This window comes from Blautia sp. AF19-10LB (assembly GCF_003461245.1).
In the GTDB taxonomy this organism is placed as follows: Bacteria; Bacillota; Clostridia; order Lachnospirales; family Lachnospiraceae; genus Blautia_A; species Blautia_A intestinihominis.
The window spans coordinates 1-20,661 of sequence record NZ_QTWS01000008.1 but is presented as its reverse complement, the minus strand read 5'-3'; the positions used below and the strand labels follow the sequence as shown (position 1 = coordinate 20,661).

Below are 20,661 nucleotides of genomic sequence, written 5' to 3'. Positions count from 1 at the left end.
AAATATTGTACCGAGAACATTTTTTTGCTTTGTGCATACTCTAACAGCAGAAGTTTCAAAAGGAGTATCTGCATGAAAAATAAAAAATGGATCTCACTGGCAGCAGCAGTGGTTCTGGCGGTGACGGCACTGCCGATGGGAGTATTTGCTGCGAAGAAAGATGGAGAAGAGGAGAAGCTTACGAAGGTTACACTGAATGAAGTAGCGCATTCGATTTTCTATGCGCCGCAGTATGTGGCAATCGAAGAGGGATATTTTGCAGAGGAAGGTCTGGATCTGACACTGGTGACGGGCTTTGGTGCAGATAAAGTTCTGACTGCTCTGATCTCCGGTGAAGCAGATATCGGATTTATGGGAGCAGAAGCATCCATTTATGCATACCAGGAAGGTGCGACTGACCCGGCAGTGAACTTTGCGCAGCTTACTCAGCGCGCCGGAAACTTCCTTGTGGCAAGGGAAGAAATGCCTGACTTCAAATGGGAAGATCTGAAAGGAAAGAAAGTTCTCGGCGGTCGCAAGGGTGGCGTACATACATCAATGTAAATTATGAGACGATTGTGATTTTGTGTAATTGGGTGGATGGGTTGAATAGTACATCTCTTAAATAAAATATCTCTTTTGATTATGAGGATATTGATTTATAATGAATATATCTTTACACTTAGGAGGAAACCATTTTATGGCAAAAATAATTGCATTATTTAATAACAAAGGTGGGGTCAGTAAAACCACTACTACGTTTCATTTGGGCTGGAAATTAGCCGAATTGGGATACAAAACATTGATGATAGATACTGATCCCCAATGTAACCTTACAGGATTATGCTTAAATGCCGATAAGGAAAATAAGTTAACACAGTTTTATGAAGCAAATAATTATAATATAAAATCAGCACTATCACCGGTTCTCAATAATGAAATGAGGCCGCTTGAAGCGACAACTTGTTATGAATTTGAGCACAACGAAAATCTATTTTTACTTCCTTGACATATAGAGTTTTCTGAATATGACGCAACATACAATATTGCTGAAAATATGACAGGATCTTTAGTTGTGTTACAAAATGTTCCTGGCGCATTAAGACAATTAATCACTATGACTAGTGAAAAATATCATTTGGATTTTGTTTTACTTGACATGAGTCCAAGCATATCTGCCACAAATGCCAACATTTTGATGGGAAGTGATTTTTTTATTATTCCATGTGCCCCAGATTATTTTTGCTATATGGCCATAGAATCACTTATTAAAGTGTTTCCTAAATGGTGTTCTACTTATGATAATTTGCGAAAAGCAGAAGTTTTTAAAAACGCAATTTACAAGATGAATGATACTGTACCTAAATTTCTAGGTACTATACAACAGCGATACCGCCCGCGAAATGGCTCGCCGGTAAAAGCATTTTCAGAATGGATTGACGATATTAATAAAATTGTTGCAGAAAAATTAGTTCCTGTATTGGATGAAAATGGAATGCTTATTCAAAAAAGAACTAATTACAATTTAATAAATATTGCAGATTTTAATAGTCTAATTGCTCAATCACAAATGAACAATACACCTGTTTTTGAGTTGACGCAAGAACAAGTTGAAAAGACGGGGAGTGTCTGGGAAAATATGAAACGTAATAGAGATGATTTTAGTGTTACCTTTGAAACATTAGCAAAAACAATTATCGCTTTAACAAATTAAACAAGTGTGGAGATACCATTGATGTATCTCCACTTATATTTTGCGGAATTTTGTTATCTCTTTCCAGTTAATCGGAAACCCCATATATTCAAAAAGATCATTTAATTTCAAATTTGAATTCTGCTTTTCATATCGGTCAAAAATATGCAATAATTGCTTTTTAAACAGTAAAAAATCGGTCTTTGGAAGTAGATAACGAAAAGTAATGACTACGCTAAACAAGTCATTTTTTCCATATATATATTTTGAACCATTTTTAGAAATGCCTAATTTTTTATGTAACAATGTATCTGGAATGTCAATATATGTGTGATAGGAAAACAACCTTTCGTTATGAGCACATACATTTCGGTACAGTGTTAATACCTTCAAATATTTTATCATTTCATTTTTCTTGACATTTCCAAAATCCTGGCAAATTGCTCCTTGCATATTTTGAGGTAAGAATTCAAACATTTTGGATATCTGACCAAAAGTAAGGGTATTCATAATCACCCATAACGGAATATTATGATATTTGTTACGCTGATAAACAAGATATTCATGATCCTTGTTTTTATTAGCCATCATATCTAGCATTTTGATTAATTTAGTAATTCCATATTTATTTTTTGGAATATTGCCGTAATTATTGGATTTAAGATATTCTTCTTGACGTTCACCATGTTTTCTACAGAAGTGATAAGAAATGGACGAACGCATTTTTCTTTCTACGCGACATAAATATTTAAAGAATATTCCACGTAACTCTTCATCAAATTCATAAAGAGCAACTATATTTTCAAAACATGCTTCATTAATGTATTTGCGAGTATGAATATCAATAAAAGGATGTTTGTATCCGCCAATTAATGCATAGTAACTGATATTCTGCAGGGATTCTACCGCAAAATCATCATCTGTAATAACTAGATTTTTTTCATTTTTCAGTTTTTCAACCTGTGCGGTATATGTAATAAACGGTTTGCTCATATGTACCTCGCTGCAAAATGTTCCAGATAAAGAAAAAGGAGAGGGGCCTCGGCACCCTCCCCCGATCGCAGGCTTCTCAAGTTTCTGCAATCTGATCACTAAAGATAATATAACTGATATAACTAAGAAAGTCAATCAGAAATTATCTTTATTTAGATTGTATTCAATCTGATTATTTTTATGTACTATTATTAAGCTTTTCCGGTTTCATATAGATAAGTATATAAATTGCTTTGGCTTGTCTTTATCATATCATAATAATGCAACACATTATCTTTTTCTTGTGCAATAACAAAGCATTCCTTTGATATAAACGAAAGATAAGTATCTTTACATACTTTTAAATGTCTATATTCGAGCAAACATTGTAAATCTTCTGAAATACAATCGATTATAAACTTAGCAACTTCTGCGTTTGTAGAAGTATTTTCAAAACAATAATCATATGGTAAAAACAATAACATATTCTTATTTACTGAGACTTTTTTTAATACCTGTATTATTGTTTTTCCTTCTGGAAGCTTAATGAGCCCTTTTTCTATTTTAATTAAATCGTCTATATTCATAGAACGAAAGCACTTGATTATATCATAAACTTTTCGTTCTCCTTTTAATCGTGAAGGACCTTTTCCTACTACCCCAGGACAAAATTCAGTTATAGTAGGGCTTAACATGCGTCTGGCTTCCATATATTTAGTATCGACCATAATTTTAAAATCTAAATCATAAAAAGAATTAAAAATGTCTGCTTCTCCATGATTTTGCTCTTCATGTTTTCTTAAAATAAATGCTTGATTGCCCTTACAAGTGACAAGTTTTGAAGAATTGATAAATGTCGTTAAAAAATCTTCATAATTAGCTGGATGCCCATCTATAAAATTTTTTATATAAATTGTTGGCGGTAATTGTTTTATTAGTAATTTATTTTTGTCAAGTTCCATATATTCTCCAAGCTTGTATTTTTTATTATAATGAGAAACTGTTGATATTCATATTAGTTACTCTGGGTCATCCAATAGGGGCGAGTAGCATCCCTGTTGGCACACGATTTTCCGTCAGGAAAGTCTAGTGTGTTATACCTTTATGAAATTGTGGCTGCCGGAAAGAAATTCTATATCCTTGCGATTATCTCCAATTTCCGGCATTCTGTGCTGAAAGGTACTCCGTAAAGGAGTTACCTGAAAGTACAGAACTGAGTCTGAATATTAGCATGACGATGCTGTTATTCAGACGATGCCACATTTGAAGAAAGGTATATCCATGCTTACGTCAGCTATTCTCTGAATTCTTTTCTTGCACGCTATTATCACAAATATATTTTGCCAAATTCTGTACCATTGCAAGTCCTTCGTCATTCAGATCGGTTGTCTGTCCCATATAAAAAGCTACTGCATTTGCTAAGTCAGTACTTGTGATATCAGAAACCGGCTTATCAGGCAATGCGTCCCGAATCATCTGTACGGCTTCGGCTGTAGCAACCGCTTTTGTTGGTTCTTTTTTCTGCATACTAGATTTAATATCACGTAATATTGCCATAAACTGAATCTTGATTTTTTCAATGTCTGCTTCATTTGCTCCTAATTTCTGTGAGCTTAAAAACTGCTTATCTTTTATAATCTCTTTTCTTTTTGAGGGTTCTACAGTCATCAAATCAGTCAGTTGATCAACAGCCAAATCAATGACCTTATTTCGTGCCATTATACCCTCAGCAATGGTATCATCAAAATAATTCCGAATCATAATACATAATTTTGGAAAATGTTCATGTTCCAATAATCGGTTTAAAATATCTACATCTATTCTTCTGGTAATCAGTCTCGTTACCGCTTCTTCCGACAGTCTAAGTTCCGATATATCATAACTTTTGGGTGAAGTAATCTGAGTGATTCCAAGCAGATAATCAGTAGAAACATGAAAAAACCTGGCGGCATCTATTACAATGCTTATATTAGGATTTTTTGTTTCACCGCTCTCTATACGACTGATTTGTGAATGAGTCACATGAAGCTGATCAGCCAACTGTTTTTGGCTTAAATCATGGTCTTTCCGCAAATTACTCAATCGGTATGCAAGACTTGTTTCATCTTCTATTAAATCAGATTTTCCCATTGTTTCGTCACCTCCTAAACTACTTCCATTATATCTGTGCCTGTGCAAATTTGCAATTTTTTATCAAATCGTATTCGTGATTTTCATTGTACGTGAATAAATCAGGGGTGCGATTTTTTCATGCTAAACTGTCAACATGATCGATCAGACAGAACCTTGAAAACTAAATGACCGTTCCGGAACTTTATAAACCGCCACGATTTTCTGATCAGAAAAGAGCGCTCACAAAGAGACGACACAGCGCCGAGAAGGGTTGCCTGTCAGGAAAGGAACTGGATAAAACGGCACAGCTTTAAATTCAAACTTAAATCAGGAGGAAAATAGAATGAGATTATTTGAAACAATAAAAGAAACTGTAACAGTCGGACAGGCTGCCGAATATTATGGCATGAAAATTGGAAGAAACAACATGATCTGTTGCCCATTTCATAATGACCATTACCCAAGTATGAAACTAAACACAACTTATTACTACTGCTTTGGCTGTGGTGCTACCGGAGATGTGATCCAGTTTGTTGCAAATCTATTTGGACTGAGTAACTATGAAGCCGCCAAGAAAATTGCTGTAGATTTTGGTATTACACCAGATAATCCGCCAGTAATAGCAGCTCTGAAAAAGCCCGAGTACATGGAAACAAAAAGCAGACAGAAAGAATTACATGAATGCCAGAAAATGGTATGCGAATATCTTCATCGTCTGGAAAAATGGAAAGCACTGTATGCACCAGAACGACCGGATTTACCTATGGACGAACGATTTGAAGAAGCATGTGAAAATCTGAGTTATATCGAATATCTGGCAGATTATCTGACCTTTGCAGATGAAGAAGAAGGCTTTGAAGTTGTAAAATCCATGAAAGAAACAGGCTATCTGGAAGATTTGAAATATCTTTCAGGGTCTCGTGATGAGGAGGATGTATATGCAGAAGAAGCAAAAGCAGCTTAGTAATTATCCAGTTTGGTTTGACGGAACCAATATCAATGAAGCAGCCTTTTGTGAAGAATTTCTCCATACGCATAAAATACTCTTTGCCAACAATGCATTTTTTACTCCAGAGGGGCGGGTCACTGATGATCTGCCCCTTCGTGGGGAAATATTTGAAAGTCTGAAACATTATGCCATTAACAATGTTCCACGCAAAGTGACAAATATTTTAGAAGTTATGAAACTGGCAGCTTATATAGAGGATTTTCCACCAGAAGCCAATAAAATCCATCTTGCAAATGGAACGATATATATAGATGGCACATTTATCCCTGAAAAACCAGATATTGTACGAATGCGTCTTCCAGTCAATTATAATCCAGATACACCAGAAGCTTCTACATGGCTGTCATTTTTAGATCAACTGCTCTACCCGGAAGATATTCCAACTTTACAGGAATTCATAGGGTATTGCCTGATTCCAAGCAACAAGGGACAACGGATGATGATTATAAAAGGAAATGGCGGAGAGGGTAAATCACAGATTGGTGCTGTTCTGAACAGCCTGTTAGGCTCAAATATGAAAGACGGAAGTATCGGTAAAATTTCTGAAAACCGCTTTGCTAGAGCTGACCTTGAGCATATTTTATTGTGTGTAGATGATGATATGCGAATGGAAGCCCTAAAACAGACCAGTTATGTGAAATCCATTGTTACTGCTCAGGGGAAAATGGACTTAGAGCGTAAAGGAAAGCAAAGTTATCAGGGGTGGCTTTTTTCCAGACTGCTTGCATTCAGCAATGGAGATTTACAGGCATTGTATGACCGTAGTGATGGATTTTACCGAAGGCAATTAGTACTGACAGCAAAGGAGAAACCTGCTGATCGTGTAGATGATCCTTATCTGGCAGAAAAAATGAAGAAGGAAGCCGAAAGTATTTTTCTCTGGGCGTTTAAAGGACTACAACGGTTAGTCCGTCAGAATTTTAAATTTACAGAAAGTCCCCGTATTAAGGCGAATCGTGAAAATGTGAAACGGGACAACAACAATGTACTGGAGTTTTTAGAATCAGAAGGATATATTCGCTTTCAGGCAGAGGCAAGTGCAAGTTCCAAAGAACTGTATGAGAGCTATCGGCTCTGGTGTGAAGAAAATTCCATGACTGCATTAAAAAATCGTAGTTTCTCAGATGCTATGATTGCTGTTCAAGCAAAATATAATCTGGAACATTGCAATACAATAAAAAATTCTGCTGGGAGACGAGTATGGGGATTTACGGGAGTAAAGGTTATTACAAAGCCGTTCTATACAGATGGTTTTATGGACGATTCCCAGTGTACGTACGTACCGAAAGAATGGACAAATTAATCTGGTACGTATGTACGTAGTAATTCAATGTAAGTTACACATTATATATTTTTCAGGTTGGCTGTCAAAATAATATGACAGTTAGCCTGTTTTGGGGAAAGGAGGAAGTACAAATGCAAAAAGCACAATACGGTATTTTAAGATTTGCAAAATACAAAGGACCTGAAATCAGCAATATTGAAGCTCACAATGAACGGAAAAAAGAAAAATATGCCAGTAATCCGGATATAGACAACAGTCGAGGAAATTTGAATTATCATTTGATTGAACCAGTCGGAAAGTACCGGGCAGAGTCGAATCGACTGATTGAAGAATACGGATGCCGGACACGCAAAGACAGTGTACGTGTTGTTGAAGTTCTAATTACCGCTACACCAGAATTTTTCAAAGGTAAGAAAAAGAGTGAAATCAGAGCGTATTTCCAAACAGCTTTGGAATTTATAAAGAAATATCAGGATTCAGAGACAATCCTTTCGGCTGTGGTGCATATGGACGAGAAAACTCCACATATGCACCTTTCTTTTGTCCCGATAACTCAGGATGGAAGACTTTGTGCAAAAGAGATTCTTGGAAATAAGAAAAAGCTGACCTGGTGGCAGGACGAGTTCTGGAAACACATGGTAGAAAAATATCCAGATCTGGAACGTGGAGAAGCCGCCAGCATGACCGGACGTGAACATATTCCACCACGACTTTTTAAAGAAGCAGCGCATCTTACCCGGCAGGCTAAGCAAATCACTGATCTGTTGGAAAGTACAAATATTTTTAATGCTGGTAAAAATACAGATAAAGCTGTGGAACTATTGCAGAAATTTTTTCCTGCAATAGAGAACTTTCAGACGCAGGTTCGGAAATATGATAAGACGATTAGTTCCTTAAAGTCAGATAATGTATCATTAAAAAGGCAGACACAGGATTTAAGCAGACAGGTAAAAGAAGCAACGTCCAGCAGTATACGAAAGAAAATGGATGATGCCAGACTCAGAGCCGATTATGAAAATCTCCAGAAGCTGATGGGACGTATTCCACCAGAAATACTGGAACTGGCAAAAAGAGGACAATTAACCCATTCAGATCGTGAACGGTAAATTGATTTTAAAGTGGACAGACACGAAAACTGTCCATTTTTTATATGATAATCATAGAAAAGTTAACAGAAAGGATGTGATAGCCTTGCGTAAGCCAACGTATTATCTCTGGCGTAACGATTTTCCGTCACAGGAAGAATTTGAAGCGGAACGCAAGAAATATGCTGACATCGGCTTTCGGGTTGTCACATTTCTGGATGGAGATTCAAACACTAATATTCATGATGGTATTAAAGCACTGGTCAAAAATCACTGGGATAATGTGTGATTTAACCAGTGCTTTAATTATAGACGGTGTGAAATTTTTTCTGTAAATTTAGATCTTCTATGATAATTATGGCGGCTTAACAGCGGTTTCTGCGGTTAAGCCGTTGTCTATTTAATAGCAAAAATAATCTGGCATGTCAAGAGCACCCAGAAAAATCTGGGTGTATATTTATTCCCGGCATTCCACTTTGGATTGTTATATCACCATCCGGTCAGGGTACATGATTTCCAGCTCACCACGTACTCTCCCCCAATTGCGGATCGGCATTGTCCATTTTTTTGCAATCTCAAAAGTGCCCAGATATAATGCTTTCATCAGTGACTGGGAACTCGGGAATACGCTTCTCTGCTTGTTTAGTCTACGATAGCATGAATTCAGTGATTCAATGGCATTCGTAGTATAAAAGGCAGTACGGACATCCTTGGAAAATTTGAAGATGGGGGAGACTGCATCCCAGTTATCATGCCAGCGGTTCATGGCACTTGGGTATTGTCCGGACCATTTCTTTGTTACAGTTTCCAGCTGCTTTCTGGCAGTTTCTTCGCTCGCTGCGGTATAAATTGTTTTCAGATCTTTCGCAAAAGTTTTCATATCCTTGTTTGCGACATATTTAAGGGTATTTCTTACCATATGCACAATGCATCTCTGCTGTTCTGTTTTAGGAAATGCAGTAGAGATCGCATCTTTAATCCCAGTCAATCCATCAGAACAGAGAATGAGGATATCCTGAACTCCACGATTCTTTAAACTATTCAGCACAGACAGCCAATATTTACTGCTTTCATTTTCTCCAACAACAATGCTTAGAACTTCTTTCTTTCCATCTTCATTAATCCCAAGGACAACATATGCGGCAAGCTTTCTGATCACACCGTCATCCCGCACAGAAAAGTGCACAGCATCAATAAAAACAATTGGATACACAGGTGATAATGGACGATTTTGCCATTCCTCAATTCGCGGCAGAAGCTTATCTGTGATATCAGATATCATACCCTCACTGACTTCAAATCCATAGATATCCTCTATAGTCTCTGAAATCTGCCTGGTAGTCATTCCCTTTGCATACATGGCAATGATCTTGTCATCAATCGAAGAAATGTCTTTCTGACGCTTAGGAAGTACCTGCGGTTCAAAGGAGCTTTGACGATCCTGCGGAACATCCACTTCAAATTCACCATATTTACTCCGAACAGTCTTAGACTTTTTACCATTACGGTAATTAGGCTCATCGGATCTTTCGTAACGATCATAGCCAAGATGATTATCCATTTCTGTTTCAAGCATATCTTGAATTGTTCCGGAAAGAAGATCTTTTAATGCATCCTGAATATCCTCCGCAGATTGGATATCATACTCCTGGAGTAATCCTTGAATAAGATTTCTCTTTCCTTCCGTCATTGGTTTTGGTTTGTAAACTTCTTTCTTTCTTTCTGTTTGCCATAATAAAAGGCCTCCTATGATTTTAATATTTTATCATAGAAGACCTTTGTTGTGTTGAATTTACAGAGTTTTTTTCACAGGCTCTAATTATACAAACCTGAAGTTATCTATCAATTGTCCAATAATCCTTATAAGCGTAACCATCTATTGTTCCAAAGCCTACTTCAAATCAAAGAGGGAATTTTCATAGCCCTTTACATAATATCGTACATTTTTACGCCCTTTTTGAATAATGGTGTGTCCTTCTGCTTCTAATTTTTCTTTTTGTGCTTCAATACCATTTGGGTATTTAGCATTTAGTTCTCCGTTCGCTTTTAATGTTCTCCAATAAGGTGTTTCATCTTCTGAACGCTGATAACTCGCCCATGCCACAATAGAAACAAAAATTCCTGCCGTAATGGGTTCTGTAAAATCTGCACCACTTAACTCTGCAAAGTATTCTCGTATTTTTCCGACGGTAATCACTTTACCATACGGAATTTTTTTCATTACTTTGTCATAGTCGATTGGCGGTGCAAAATACATTTTACTGCCACCATATTTTTCAATGCTTTTCTGGTCTGTAATAATTTGAAATTTGGGCATATCCTTATTATCGTGCAACATAGCATTAAAATCTTTTTTATCTTCGTTTGCCATTTCTGCCACCTCCTACTTTAAGGATAATCTGTTTGGCATTCCTATGCAATGAGGCTGTTTGAAAAACTTGACAACTCCCGATTTATCAGTTACCAAAACAGGAAGTTGTCTATTTCTTCTTTTTCGGTTTTAGGGCTGGCAGTTCATCATACATTGCATGAAACAAGCCTGTCAAAAATTCCTTATTATCAACTTCATCTACCAACAACATCTCTTTTGCTCCCCCATAGGGTAATTCATACGGAGCTGTCGGCATATAATTAATTGCTGATTTTACTGGTTTAACAAGTAATCTATCATCATAGATACCGCCTACAATCTTGCCACGATAATAAATAATAAATTCTCCCATCATAGCTCGATAAGTAATTTCTTCTAACTCAGATAGCTGCCCTAAAATAAACTCTAAGTATTCCTTGCTTGATGCCATATTTCCTCCTCAAATTGTTATTTCTAAAATTGTATCAAATTCTGCCTGTTTCCGCAATCAACAAAAATGTCTAATACTATCTGTTTTTAATAATCTTAAGATTTTTCTATATACATCTTCCAGTTTTAAATATATAATATAATTACATAGAGCATAATAATTATATTTACATTTAAAGAAAGGAACATCTATGAATGCAGGATATGTCCGTCTTTCCAGAGACGATGATAAAAGGAATTATGTTTCCATAGAAAATCAGAAGCTGATTATCAACCAGTATGCAACAGATCATGGTGTGGTTATTGACCGCTGGTATGAAGATGATGGCATTTCCGGCTATATCTTTGACAGACCGGGATTTCAGCAGATGATGGCTGATCTGGATAAAGATATTGATACCGTATATGTTAAAGACTTTTCACGTCTTGGCAGACACAATGCAAAGGTTCTTTTGCTTCTGGACGAATTTCAGGAACGTGGAAAGCATCTAGTGGTGATTGACGATAATTATGATTCTATGGATTCCAGTGACGATACGATTGGCATTAAAACATGGTTTAATGAGCGATATGTAAAAGACACCAGTAAGAAAATCAAACGTGCCATTGGAGCCAGACAAAAAGAAGGAACACTGATTACCAGACCACCGTTTGGGTATTGCCGTAATGAAAAAGATAAAACTGTTCTGGAAATTGTACCGAAAGAAGCGGAATATATTAAAAAGATTTACGACTTATATTTATCTGGTTCGGGATATCGTAAAATTGCCACATATTTGACTGAGCAGGGGGCACCGACTCCATCTATGATACAGCGTGAACGTGAAATAGAAGAAGGTAGATTGTCCAAAAGACAGGTAGCTTCTAAATGGTCTGATGCTATGATAAAAGAAATACTGGATAATGATTTTTACATTGGTACTTTTCGTTTGAAAAAACGTGCAAGAAATACGGTTCATGGAAAAGATAAACGTGTGCCAAAGGAAGAACAATGTATTTTTGAGAATCATCACCCAGCAATTATTGATAAGGCTACCTTTGCGTTGATACAGGAATTAAAGGGAAAACGTAACCGTACCAATTATCGGGGAAGCCGGGGGCAGTGGCTTGGCTCAGAGATTCCGAATCCTTTTGGCAGTTGCCTGTTCTGTAAAGACTGTGGCAGCCGCCTTACACCAATTAAACGCAAAACTTCCAGCAAGGAACGGAAATATTACATCTGTACCACTTATAACACCAAAGGCAGACGTTATTGCTCCAAAGCACATTTAATTGAAGAAGATGATCTGATGGAAGATGTTCTGACTTATATCAAGATGTGTCGAAATGCTCTCTGTGAAGTTATTTCTACCTATGATTTAAAGGATTTTGAAGCAGAGAAAAAAACAATAGCGGAAAAACGGCAGGAACTGCACACAGCTATCAATGAGCGAAAAAGTCAACTGAAAGTTCTGCTTACCCAAAAAGTAAAAGATCTGGCTGTCGCTGCAGGAAATGAAGATTTAATCAATGAAACGTATGATTCTATGCAGAAAGACTTATTTGCTCAAATTCATGGTCTGGAAATGCAGATAAAAGAACTGAATGAAACTGCCATAGAAACGCCTGATGTAAAGGATAAACTAAAAAATGCTCTTGAGGTGGTAGATAAAATCATTGCAGGAGGCAGCCTTGACCGAAGAGATATTGAACTTCTGATTGAAAAAATCGTAGTGGACGAAGACGGGATGCCGGAAATTACACTGAAATACGGCTTGTCTAATCTGATTAGTTACAGTCCTGCTGATGAAATGAACCGAAGAGAAAATACCATGATTGCGATTGTGATGAAACTGATTGCTGAGGATGAACGTGGATTTTCTTCTGCAAAATATTTGTCAGAGCATATTACTGATCTGGGATTCAAGAAAACAAAACAGAGTATCCTTCCATATATTGAGCTGATGAAGGAACTTGGAATTCTTGAAGTCACAGATAATCCATTGAAGCCATACAATATTGTAAAGTCAAAAGAAGAAATCACGCAGCTTACCAAAGACTATCTGCCGGATGTATCAGCAGAAACCACTGCGAAACATCTAGCAGATGATTATTTACATGGTATTAGTGACGACAGGCGGCATGCCGGAAATGGTCTTTGAATACATTCTCCGTAAAAACGGACTGGATCCGCAGAAAGACCTGACCATCAACCAGAGCATTGATTTCGGTTCCACGGCGGCGGCTTTTACAGGTGATGCTTCAGCAGATTTTACCGTAGAATTTGAGCCGTCTGCGACTGCACTGGAAAAAGAAGGCGCAGGATATGTTGTTGCTTCGCTCGGAGTAGATTCCGGCTATGTTCCATACACTTCCTACAGTGCAAAGACCAGTTACATGCAAAAAAATCCAGAAGTCATCCAGAAATTCACAAATGCTCTCCAGAAAGGCATGGAATATGTCCAGACTCACACCCCGGAAGAAATCGCGAAAGTCATTGCACCACAGTTTGCAGAAACTGACCTCGACACAGTTAAGACTATCGTAAAACGTTACTATGATCAGGATACCTGGAAATCCAATCTTATCTTCGAAAAAGAGAGTTTTGAACTCCTGGAAGATATCCTCGAAGATGCCGGTGAACTGAATGAACGAGTAGCATATGAAGATCTCGTAACAACAGAATACGCCGAGAAGGCGGCAGAAAAATAAACAGTTAAGCTCTGCGCATCATCTTGTAGTAAACCGGAATCAGCAGGGAGCAGGCTCCGATCCATGCGAGAGGACTGGCGATGCAGACAGAAGTGTATCCGATCATGCCGGAGAGACCAACGGTAGCGGCGATACGCATGACCAGTTCGATCATACAGGCAGCAAAAGGAGCCTGCCCATTCTGCATACTCTGGATGGAAGTCCGGTAAACAGCAAGAAGCCCTAGGATAAAATAAAACGGTGCAACAACAGTCAGATACATATCGGAATAATGATAAATTTCCTTCGTAGGATCGGACAGGAACATCTGCACGATCGGATGACGCAGGAGCAGAATGCCGACGCACATAATAAGATTGAGCGTTTCTGTCTGGATCAGACAAGCCCGCACACCCTGACGTATACGGTCACTTTTGCCCGCGCCGAAATTCTGGGCAACATAGTTGGAAATAGCAGTCATCATGGCATTATTCACAAGAACTGAAACCTGATCTGCCTTGGAAGCAGCCGTATATCCGGCGACTGCAGCAGTACCGGAAAGTTTTTCAGCCCGACGATCAGACTGAACAGGGCAGAGAGAAACTGTGAAAGGATCGTAGCCCATGCAGCTCCCGCAACACCCATATGGAACGGTACAATAAACAGGATATCCAGAAAAATATTCAAAACAGAAGAAAACACCAGGAAATAAAGTGGAGTTTTGCTGTCACCAAGTGCACGGAGCATGTTTGAGATCATATTGTAAAAAACAGTAGCGCCCGTTCCGAGAAAGACCACGAACATATAATCATAAGCTTCTCCGGAGATGTCATCCGGGATCTGCATCCATCTGAGAATCTGGTGAGCCAGCAGATCAGAGTCAGCACCAAGAGTCTTGCCGACGATCACAGAGTCAGCGAGTGTATAAAAAAGCTGGAACAGATTTCCGAGAATGACCGGAACAGCAAATTTTAACAGAACGGATTTCCGACGGTGAGATCCATTTCGTTTGATTTTGGTCTGGACATAAGAAAACCTCCTTATAGTAGTTTGCGTGCTTTTTATTGCACGCCTCATTATCGAGTGATACCAGTATATCTGTCGGACAAAGATGCAGATACCGTGCTGAAACGTCTGCAGGAAAAGAAACAAAAGGGTGAACTGTTTACAGAAGAAGATTTTGCACAGCTTGCAATTGCTCCACTAATGAACAACAGTAACAAAGAACGAAAAGATGTTATTTTGGAGTCATTAAAGCTGAGTAAGACAGAAAAAAATATCACAGCAGAAAAAACAAGGGCAATGCTTTACACACTGGCAGATAAATTTCTGAAAGGAAAAGATTTGGAAGAAGTAAAGGAGGCGGTTGCGATGACGAGAATTGGTCAGATGATCTTTGATGATGGTGTTGTACGTGGAAGGGAAGAAGGTAAAAAAGCTGCGACAGAACGTATGTCAATGCTTACAGCGAAGTTGCCGGAAGAAAATCGGTTGGATGATTTGAAGAAAATAACTCAGGATGAAGAATTCAGAGAACAACTGATGTAAGAATTTGACATCCCCTGAAGTGGAGTGCATTTAGAAGTGAATTAGTTTGAACGGAAGCACAATTTGCTGGTAGCTGGCGAATTGTGCTTCTTTCTTTTGGGGATAGATGTTCATTTGCTGTCATGCATATTTTCTGTACTTTTGTGGGAAAGTCTGGGTGGCTGGTAATGATATACAGCCTCGTACGATTCCAGTTCATCCTCATTCATCGGTCCTGAGGGGATCAGCCCGGTGCAGTCCTGGGTTGATGCAGCATTTGAGAGAAAATCACAGGAATCAATAATTTCCTGATTAGATGTTACAGATTTGTGTGAAATATTTTTTTTCATAAGTAACCTCCTCGTGCTAATAGTTATTAGTATAAGCAGAAAAACAAAAAATATTTTATAAAATATGAAAAATATCTGAAAGAAAACACAAATTCGTAATCAGGTATGATAAAATGTAAGTATAAATTCAAGGAGGGACAGAGAATATGAAACAGATTACAATAAAAAAGAAAGTGAAACAGCTGTGCTGCATTTTGCTGGCAGTAATTCTCTGCATGGGGATGACAGTTCCCGCTATGGCTGCATCATCCAGATATTATAATGCAGCGGTATCAAGCTACAAGAAGTATGTGAAAGGCAAACGTGGCAGTTACAAAATCGTAGACATTGATGGAAATGGAATTCCGGAACTGCTTATGCATAACAGTTCTGCAGGAATCAACGAAATCCGTACTTACAATCCGAAAACAAGAAAAAATGTACGTGCAGCATCTGTAGGATATGGCAAGGGCTACAATTTTCCGATCAAATACTCCAGAACCTGTCACACTGTAATGCTCTGCAATGCCAGCACAGGTGGAACTGAGTACTGTATTTACAGAGTCAGAGGAACCAAGGCAACAAGAATCGTAAAGGCAGAACGCTTTAACGGCAGATTCCAGAAAGGATATAAGGTTAATGGCAAGAGAGTAAGTGGTTCTACCTACAGCAGAAGTGTCAAAAAATACATGCAAAAAGCCGGAGTAGTATGGTCCAGCGGAATGTGATACGGCGCGAAAATGAAAAAGAAAAAAATAGTGAATTGAATTAGTTTAAGAGAAAGCCCAATTTGCTCAGATGGCAAATTGGGCTTTATAAGATTTATTTAAAAATAACTATCGCTGTTTCACTCTGTCCTGTTTTATTGTTTACAGCATTCAGAAGCAGCATGGAATTCTTCTTTGTTACTTTAAATGTTTTATTGTTTTTTAACATTTGTGACTGAAATTTACCAGCTTTGTCCAGATAATCGGCAGTAACAGTCCAGCCGCTTTTTCCCTTAAAGGAAAGTTTTGTGTTTTTCTTTGCGTATTTCGCATAAGAAAGAGTGTATACACTGGATTTCTGGAACCTGGATGTGATGTTACTGCTTTTTTTGCTATTACATAAATAAATCTGCGATTATTGGCACCCGCAGATTTTGTGCCTGTTTTAGAGGAAACAGTAACTACGGATTTGTTGCTGGTTGTGATATTGGTTACTTTCGAATATTTACTGGTACTTCCAATAATATTGATATTGGCTGATACACTGCTTCCTAATGGACTGGTATAAGTTCGGGCATTGCCTGAATACAAAGTAATGATTCTGTTGGGCTGTGTAATTGTCTTAGCCTGTACCGGAACAGAAACAGACATTATAACAAGCATGGCTGCTATCATCAATGCCGACAGTTTTTTTATAAATCTTTTCATTTTCGGTTCCTCCATTTGCTGACCCAAATTTTTCTTTAAATTTTTACAAACTTTCCCTCTGCTTCCGTATCTTCGTCGGTGTATCTCCGAACTGTTCCAGAAACATCCTTCGAAACAATTTATAATTCGTAAATCCGTGCCGTTCCAGGATCACATGAACAGGATCTTTGGTTGTGATCAGATCTTTGTAGATGAAGGAGAGCCGGTATTCATTCTGATATTCCAGAAAGGTAACTCCCATTTTTTTCTTAAAGAAGCGGCAGAAATACCCTGTCTGGAGGCAGGCGATGTCTGCGATTTCGTCCAGAGAGATCGGTTCTTTGTAATGTTCTGCGATATAATTCAGAACAGGATCAAGCCGGTCCATTTCTTTCTGGCGCTGATTGATATTCTGATGAAAAACTTTCACGCTGAAATTATGATACAGCTGAAACAGAAGCTCAAAGATCAGACTGTTAAAGCGCAGAAGGTAGCCGTCCGGGCGGATATCATTGATGACCTGGAGCTGTTCCAGAGTGGTTTTTAACATCATAAGTTTCGTCTTTTTGACAGGATCTTCTGTCCGATAGTCCCACAGAAAAATAAGTTGTCCGAGATCAGGAATATATTTTGCCATAAAATCCAACGGTATCTGCAGAAGGATCGCAGTATTTGGCGCAGTACACTTGGTGGAGTGCAGAACGTTTCCATTGACCAGGATACAGTCGCCTTCATGGATCGTGAAACTTTCAGATTCCACAGTAACATCCAGAGAACCCTCCTGCATATAAATGATCTCTATGGCACGATGCCAGTGTGTCGGGATATAACTTCCGGGATCCACGGAGGTACGGAACTGTACATTGGTCTCACCGGAAAAGTCTATGATCTCATATGAGATTTCTTTATTTTTCATAAATACCCATTCCCCTTACTTTTTTTAGTAGCGGCCATTTTGTTATTGTTTTATCAAAATTAAATAAAAAAAGAGAATATCGACTTATATATTAGCTCTTTTTATACCTAATATGTTCCATCATGATATGCTATTATAATACCATAAGAAACAGCCATGGCAAAGCAATAAACAAAGAAAAAATGAGAAGAAACAAGAAGAACACGGAGCAATGAGAGGGAGGAAACCAATGAATCAAAAGAGCAAATTGACCTTTGGAAAGATTTTTGAACGTTTTGCATACGGCTGTGGAGATTTCGGCTGTAACATCATCTATACTGCAATGTCAGCATTCCTGCTGTTTTACTACACAGACTACGCAGGAGTCAGCGCAATGGCAGTTGGAACCATCATGATGATCTCAAGAGTTTTTGACGGAATCAGTGATATTATCATGGGAGTCATCGTTGACCGTACCCATTCAAGATTCGGAAAAGCAAGACCGTGGATTTTGCGTATGTGCATCCCGTTTGCAATATCAGGAGTCCTGATGTTTTCCGTTCCGGCTTCCTGGTCATCCACACCGAAACTGGTATACGTCTTTATCACCTATAACCTGGTATCCACAGTCATCTACACCGCGATTAATGTCCCATATTCCGCACTGAACGCACTGATGACACAGGATCCATATGAAAGATCTGTATTAAGTATTTTCAGAAACCTTCTTGCAACAGCAGGAACACTTACCATCAATACCTTTACACTGCCATTGGTAGAATACTTCGGAAATAACGCAAGCGCATGGACAAAAACTTTCGTTGTATTTGGCTTCGTTTCCATCGCAGCTTTCCTCTGCACCTTCTTCGGCACAAAAGAGCGTGTAAGAGCAAATGAGACAGGCGAGCAGAAAGTAGAAGAAAACGTTCCGTTTGTAACAGGGATCAAGGCACTTTTCCAGAACAAATACTGGATCATGATGACTGGTATGCTGGCACTTTTCTTCCTGATGTACTCTGTAAATGGCGGTGCAACTGTATACTATGCAAAAGACATCCTCGGAGACAAAAATCTGGTAAGCACCATCAATGGTATCTTCAATATCGTACAGATCCTTGGCATGTTCTTCATCGCCATGCTGGTCAAAAAATTTGGTAAAAGAAATGTGTTTTCACTGGGACTTATCCTGGACATCATCGGAATGCTCGTACTGAACTTCTCAGGCGGCTCCATGCCGATCATCGTAGTATCCAGTGTGATCCGTGGAATTGGAAATGCCTGTGGCGGTGCAACTATGTGGGCAATGGTATCTGACACGATCGACTATGGCGAATGGAAAACAGGATACCGTACAGAAGGACTTGTAAACAGCGCCTGCAGCTTCGGTTACAAGATCGGTAACGGTATTGGTTCCGCACTTCTCGGTGTGATCCTGGAAGTTGGCGGATATGTAGGAAATGCAGCAGCACAGACTGCTTCCGCCCTGACATCTATCAAGATCTGCTTTGTATGGATCCCGATCGCAGTCTATGTATGCGGACTTATCATCATGAAATTTTATCATCTGGACAAAGAATTTGACGGCATTCTGGCCGATCTGAAAGCACGTAAATAATTTTGCACATGACCATTGGAAAGTAACGGAGGTTTGGACAATATGAAGATCAAAGGAGTCAATCTTGGAAACTGGCTGGTTCTGGAGAAATGGATGAATCCGGCATTATTTGAAGGCACAACAGCGGAAGATGAGTATTATCTTCCGCGCCAGCTCTCGCCGGAAGTATATGAAGCAAGAATCAAGATCCATCGTTCCGAATACATCACAGAGCGTGATTTTGTAACGATCAAAAGAATGGGACTTGAGTCCGTGAGAGTCCCGGTACCGTATTTTATCTTTGGCGACAGAGAACCATTTATCGGATGCATCGAAGAACTGGATAAAGCTTTTAACTGGGCAGAAAAATATGGTCTGACGATCCTGATCGATCTTCATACCGTTCCAATGAGCCAGAATGGTTTTGATAACGGTGGAATCAGCGGAGTCTGCAAATGGGCACAGGATCCGGATGAAGTTGAGTTTACACTCAGCGTACTGGAACGCCTCGCGCAGCGCTATGGAACAAGGAAAGGTCTTCTGGGAATCCAGCCGCTTAACGAGCCGATCACAGAAAATATGTGGAAAACTATGGATATCGAACATCGTTATCCACCGGCAGACCCGGTTCTTGCACAGGGTTCTGCACCGATCACGATGGATTTTCTCCGGAAATATTATCTTGATGCCTATGACCGCATCAGTAAATATATGCCGAAAGACAAATATGTGGTCATTCACGACGGTTTCGAACTGATGGCGTGGAAAGATTTCATGCAGAAAGAAAAATATTCCAATGTTATTCTGGATACACACCAGTATCTGATGGTCGCAGAAGCAAACGGCTGTGAGCAGACCGTAGAAGCCTATGTAAAATATGTAAAAGAAGAGTTAGAGCCAAAGATCGAAGAGATGGAAAAATATTTCCCGGTGATCTGCGGAGAGTGGTGTCTGTTTAATTCTCTTGCCTGTGGCTGTGACACAAAAGGCGGACAGAGCGTTCTGAACGGTGTGGAAGGCAGTGCTGAGGAGACCGTCAGCGCCGAGCAGAAGAAAAAAATCTACAATGCCGTGGCAAAAGCCCAGCTTGACGCATGGAACAAAGGCAGCGGCTATTACTACTGGAGCTATAAACTTCTGACAGACACCGTCAATACCCCGGGCTGGATTGGCTGGGACAGCTGGGATCTGGGACGCAGTGTTGATTTTGGCTGGATCACAATGGAATAATATAAAATCTGATATATCCTAATATCTTAAGAGGAGCTTCTTGTATAATTCAAATATAGGGAATTCCGAGAAAGAAGGTTGAGAAAA

The 20,661-nt window shown here is 38.9% G+C and carries 22 protein-coding genes and 2 pseudogenes; 13 read left to right on the top strand and 11 right to left on the bottom strand.

Annotated elements, in window-relative coordinates:
- The first annotated feature begins 72 nt into the window (after positions 1-72).
- The 3 genes from DWX28_RS06570 (at position 73) to DWX28_RS20745 (ending at position 1,693) form a co-directional block, all read left to right on the top strand.
- Positions 73-543 carry an ABC transporter substrate-binding protein gene (locus tag DWX28_RS06570; RefSeq protein WP_118252250.1) on the top strand — a complete coding sequence of 157 codons (471 nt, stop codon included), beginning with the start codon at positions 73-75 and terminating at the stop codon, positions 541-543.
- Positions 544-679: 136 nt separating this feature from the next.
- Entirely contained in the window at positions 680-988 is a 309-nt protein-coding gene (locus DWX28_RS20750; protein WP_442857731.1) for a ParA family protein, read from the top strand.
- 66 nt (positions 989-1,054) lie between these two features.
- Complete coding sequence (locus tag DWX28_RS20745) at positions 1,055-1,693, top strand: ParA family protein (RefSeq protein ID WP_442857730.1); 639 nt, start codon at positions 1,055-1,057, stop codon at positions 1,691-1,693.
- A gap of 33 nt (positions 1,694-1,726) precedes the next feature.
- Here the strand turns inward: DWX28_RS20745 and DWX28_RS06560 are convergent, their stop codons facing one another.
- The 3 genes from DWX28_RS06560 to DWX28_RS06550 form a co-directional block, all read right to left on the bottom strand.
- On the bottom strand, positions 1,727-2,665 hold the full coding sequence (locus DWX28_RS06560) for an Abi family protein (protein WP_005422103.1): 939 nt from the start codon (positions 2,663-2,665) through the stop codon (positions 1,727-1,729).
- 191 nt (positions 2,666-2,856) lie between these two features.
- Entirely contained in the window at positions 2,857-3,606 is a 750-nt protein-coding gene (locus DWX28_RS06555; protein WP_005422101.1) for a hypothetical protein, read from the bottom strand.
- A 328-nt stretch (positions 3,607-3,934) separates the two neighbouring features.
- A complete protein-coding gene (locus DWX28_RS06550) occupies positions 3,935-4,774 on the bottom strand; it encodes a helix-turn-helix domain-containing protein (protein ID WP_005422097.1) in 840 nt (279 codons plus the stop codon).
- Positions 4,775-5,099: 325 nt separating this feature from the next.
- Between DWX28_RS06550 and DWX28_RS06545 the strand changes: the two genes are divergently transcribed.
- The 4 genes from DWX28_RS06545 (at position 5,100) to DWX28_RS06530 (ending at position 8,424) form a co-directional block, all read left to right on the top strand.
- Positions 5,100-5,720: a CHC2 zinc finger domain-containing protein gene (locus DWX28_RS06545; RefSeq protein ID WP_005422095.1), complete on the top strand. Its 621-nt coding sequence runs from the start codon at positions 5,100-5,102 to the stop codon at positions 5,718-5,720.
- Positions 5,695-7,068, top strand: coding sequence for a DNA primase family protein (locus DWX28_RS06540; RefSeq protein WP_303321400.1), 1,374 nt, complete (start codon positions 5,695-5,697; stop codon positions 7,066-7,068). The genes DWX28_RS06545 and DWX28_RS06540 overlap by 26 nt, the downstream gene beginning before the upstream one ends.
- A gap of 113 nt (positions 7,069-7,181) precedes the next feature.
- Positions 7,182-8,156 carry a MobV family relaxase gene (gene mobV / locus DWX28_RS06535; RefSeq protein WP_118252218.1) on the top strand — a complete coding sequence of 325 codons (975 nt, stop codon included), beginning with the start codon at positions 7,182-7,184 and terminating at the stop codon, positions 8,154-8,156.
- A 76-nt stretch (positions 8,157-8,232) separates the two neighbouring features.
- Positions 8,233-8,424, top strand: a complete 192-nt coding sequence (locus DWX28_RS06530; protein WP_044924790.1) for a hypothetical protein — start codon at positions 8,233-8,235, stop codon at positions 8,422-8,424.
- 195 nt (positions 8,425-8,619) lie between these two features.
- Here DWX28_RS06530 and DWX28_RS06525 read toward each other — a convergent pair whose 3' ends face one another.
- From DWX28_RS06525 to DWX28_RS06515, 3 genes are all read right to left on the bottom strand, one after another.
- Entirely contained in the window at positions 8,620-9,801 is a 1,182-nt protein-coding gene (locus DWX28_RS06525; RefSeq protein WP_243002366.1) for an IS256 family transposase, read from the bottom strand.
- A gap of 225 nt (positions 9,802-10,026) precedes the next feature.
- Entirely contained in the window at positions 10,027-10,506 is a 480-nt protein-coding gene (locus DWX28_RS06520; RefSeq protein WP_117998174.1) for an MGMT family protein, read from the bottom strand.
- Between the two features lie 109 nt (positions 10,507-10,615).
- Positions 10,616-10,936, bottom strand: a complete 321-nt coding sequence (locus DWX28_RS06515) for a TfoX/Sxy family protein (protein ID WP_118252216.1) — start codon at positions 10,934-10,936, stop codon at positions 10,616-10,618.
- Positions 10,937-11,126: 190 nt separating this feature from the next.
- Here DWX28_RS06515 and DWX28_RS06510 point away from each other — a divergent pair, with 190 nt between their 5' ends.
- The gene (locus tag DWX28_RS06510) at positions 11,127-13,076 is read left to right on the top strand and encodes a recombinase family protein (RefSeq protein WP_118252215.1); all 1,950 of its coding nucleotides are present in this window, start codon (positions 11,127-11,129) and stop codon (positions 13,074-13,076) included.
- Positions 13,051-13,626, top strand: a pseudogene (locus DWX28_RS06505) (ABC transporter substrate-binding protein); the annotation flags it as partial. The gene DWX28_RS06510 and the pseudogene DWX28_RS06505, both read left to right, overlap by 26 nt.
- A 4-nt stretch (positions 13,627-13,630) precedes the next feature.
- Here DWX28_RS06505 and DWX28_RS19840 read toward each other — a convergent pair.
- Together DWX28_RS19840 and DWX28_RS20740 are read right to left on the bottom strand one after the other, a co-directional pair.
- Positions 13,631-14,230, bottom strand: coding sequence for an MATE family efflux transporter (locus tag DWX28_RS19840; RefSeq protein ID WP_243002363.1), 600 nt, complete (start codon positions 14,228-14,230; stop codon positions 13,631-13,633).
- 101 nt (positions 14,231-14,331) lie between these two features.
- Positions 14,332-14,451: pseudogene (locus DWX28_RS20740) on the bottom strand (hypothetical protein); the annotation flags it as partial.
- 237 nt (positions 14,452-14,688) lie between these two features.
- Here DWX28_RS20740 and DWX28_RS06495 point away from each other — a divergent pair.
- Positions 14,689-15,153, top strand: coding sequence for a hypothetical protein (locus DWX28_RS06495; RefSeq protein ID WP_158565288.1), 465 nt, complete (start codon positions 14,689-14,691; stop codon positions 15,151-15,153).
- Positions 15,154-15,263: 110 nt separating this feature from the next.
- Here DWX28_RS06495 and DWX28_RS06490 read toward each other — a convergent pair whose 3' ends face one another.
- Entirely contained in the window at positions 15,264-15,482 is a 219-nt protein-coding gene (locus DWX28_RS06490) for a hypothetical protein (protein WP_118252213.1), read from the bottom strand.
- 146 nt (positions 15,483-15,628) lie between these two features.
- On the opposite strand from DWX28_RS06490, the gene DWX28_RS06485 reads away from it, so the two are divergent.
- Positions 15,629-16,189: a hypothetical protein gene (locus DWX28_RS06485; RefSeq protein ID WP_118252212.1), complete on the top strand. Its 561-nt coding sequence runs from the start codon at positions 15,629-15,631 to the stop codon at positions 16,187-16,189.
- A gap of 201 nt (positions 16,190-16,390) precedes the next feature.
- On the opposite strand, the gene DWX28_RS06480 is transcribed toward DWX28_RS06485, so the two are convergent.
- Complete coding sequence (locus DWX28_RS06480) at positions 16,391-16,876, bottom strand: hypothetical protein (protein ID WP_118252211.1); 486 nt, start codon at positions 16,874-16,876, stop codon at positions 16,391-16,393.
- A 43-nt stretch (positions 16,877-16,919) separates the two neighbouring features.
- Positions 16,920-17,771, bottom strand: coding sequence for a helix-turn-helix domain-containing protein (locus DWX28_RS06475; RefSeq protein ID WP_118252210.1), 852 nt, complete (start codon positions 17,769-17,771; stop codon positions 16,920-16,922).
- Between the two features lie 229 nt (positions 17,772-18,000).
- Here DWX28_RS06475 and DWX28_RS06470 point away from each other — a divergent pair, with 229 nt between their 5' ends.
- Together DWX28_RS06470 and DWX28_RS06465 are read left to right on the top strand one after the other, a co-directional pair.
- Positions 18,001-19,365: an MFS transporter gene (locus tag DWX28_RS06470; protein ID WP_118252209.1), complete on the top strand. Its 1,365-nt coding sequence runs from the start codon at positions 18,001-18,003 to the stop codon at positions 19,363-19,365.
- Between the two features lie 42 nt (positions 19,366-19,407).
- Positions 19,408-20,574, top strand: a complete 1,167-nt coding sequence (locus tag DWX28_RS06465; RefSeq protein WP_118252208.1) for a glycoside hydrolase family 5 protein — start codon at positions 19,408-19,410, stop codon at positions 20,572-20,574.
- Positions 20,575-20,661: the final 87 nt, after the last annotated feature.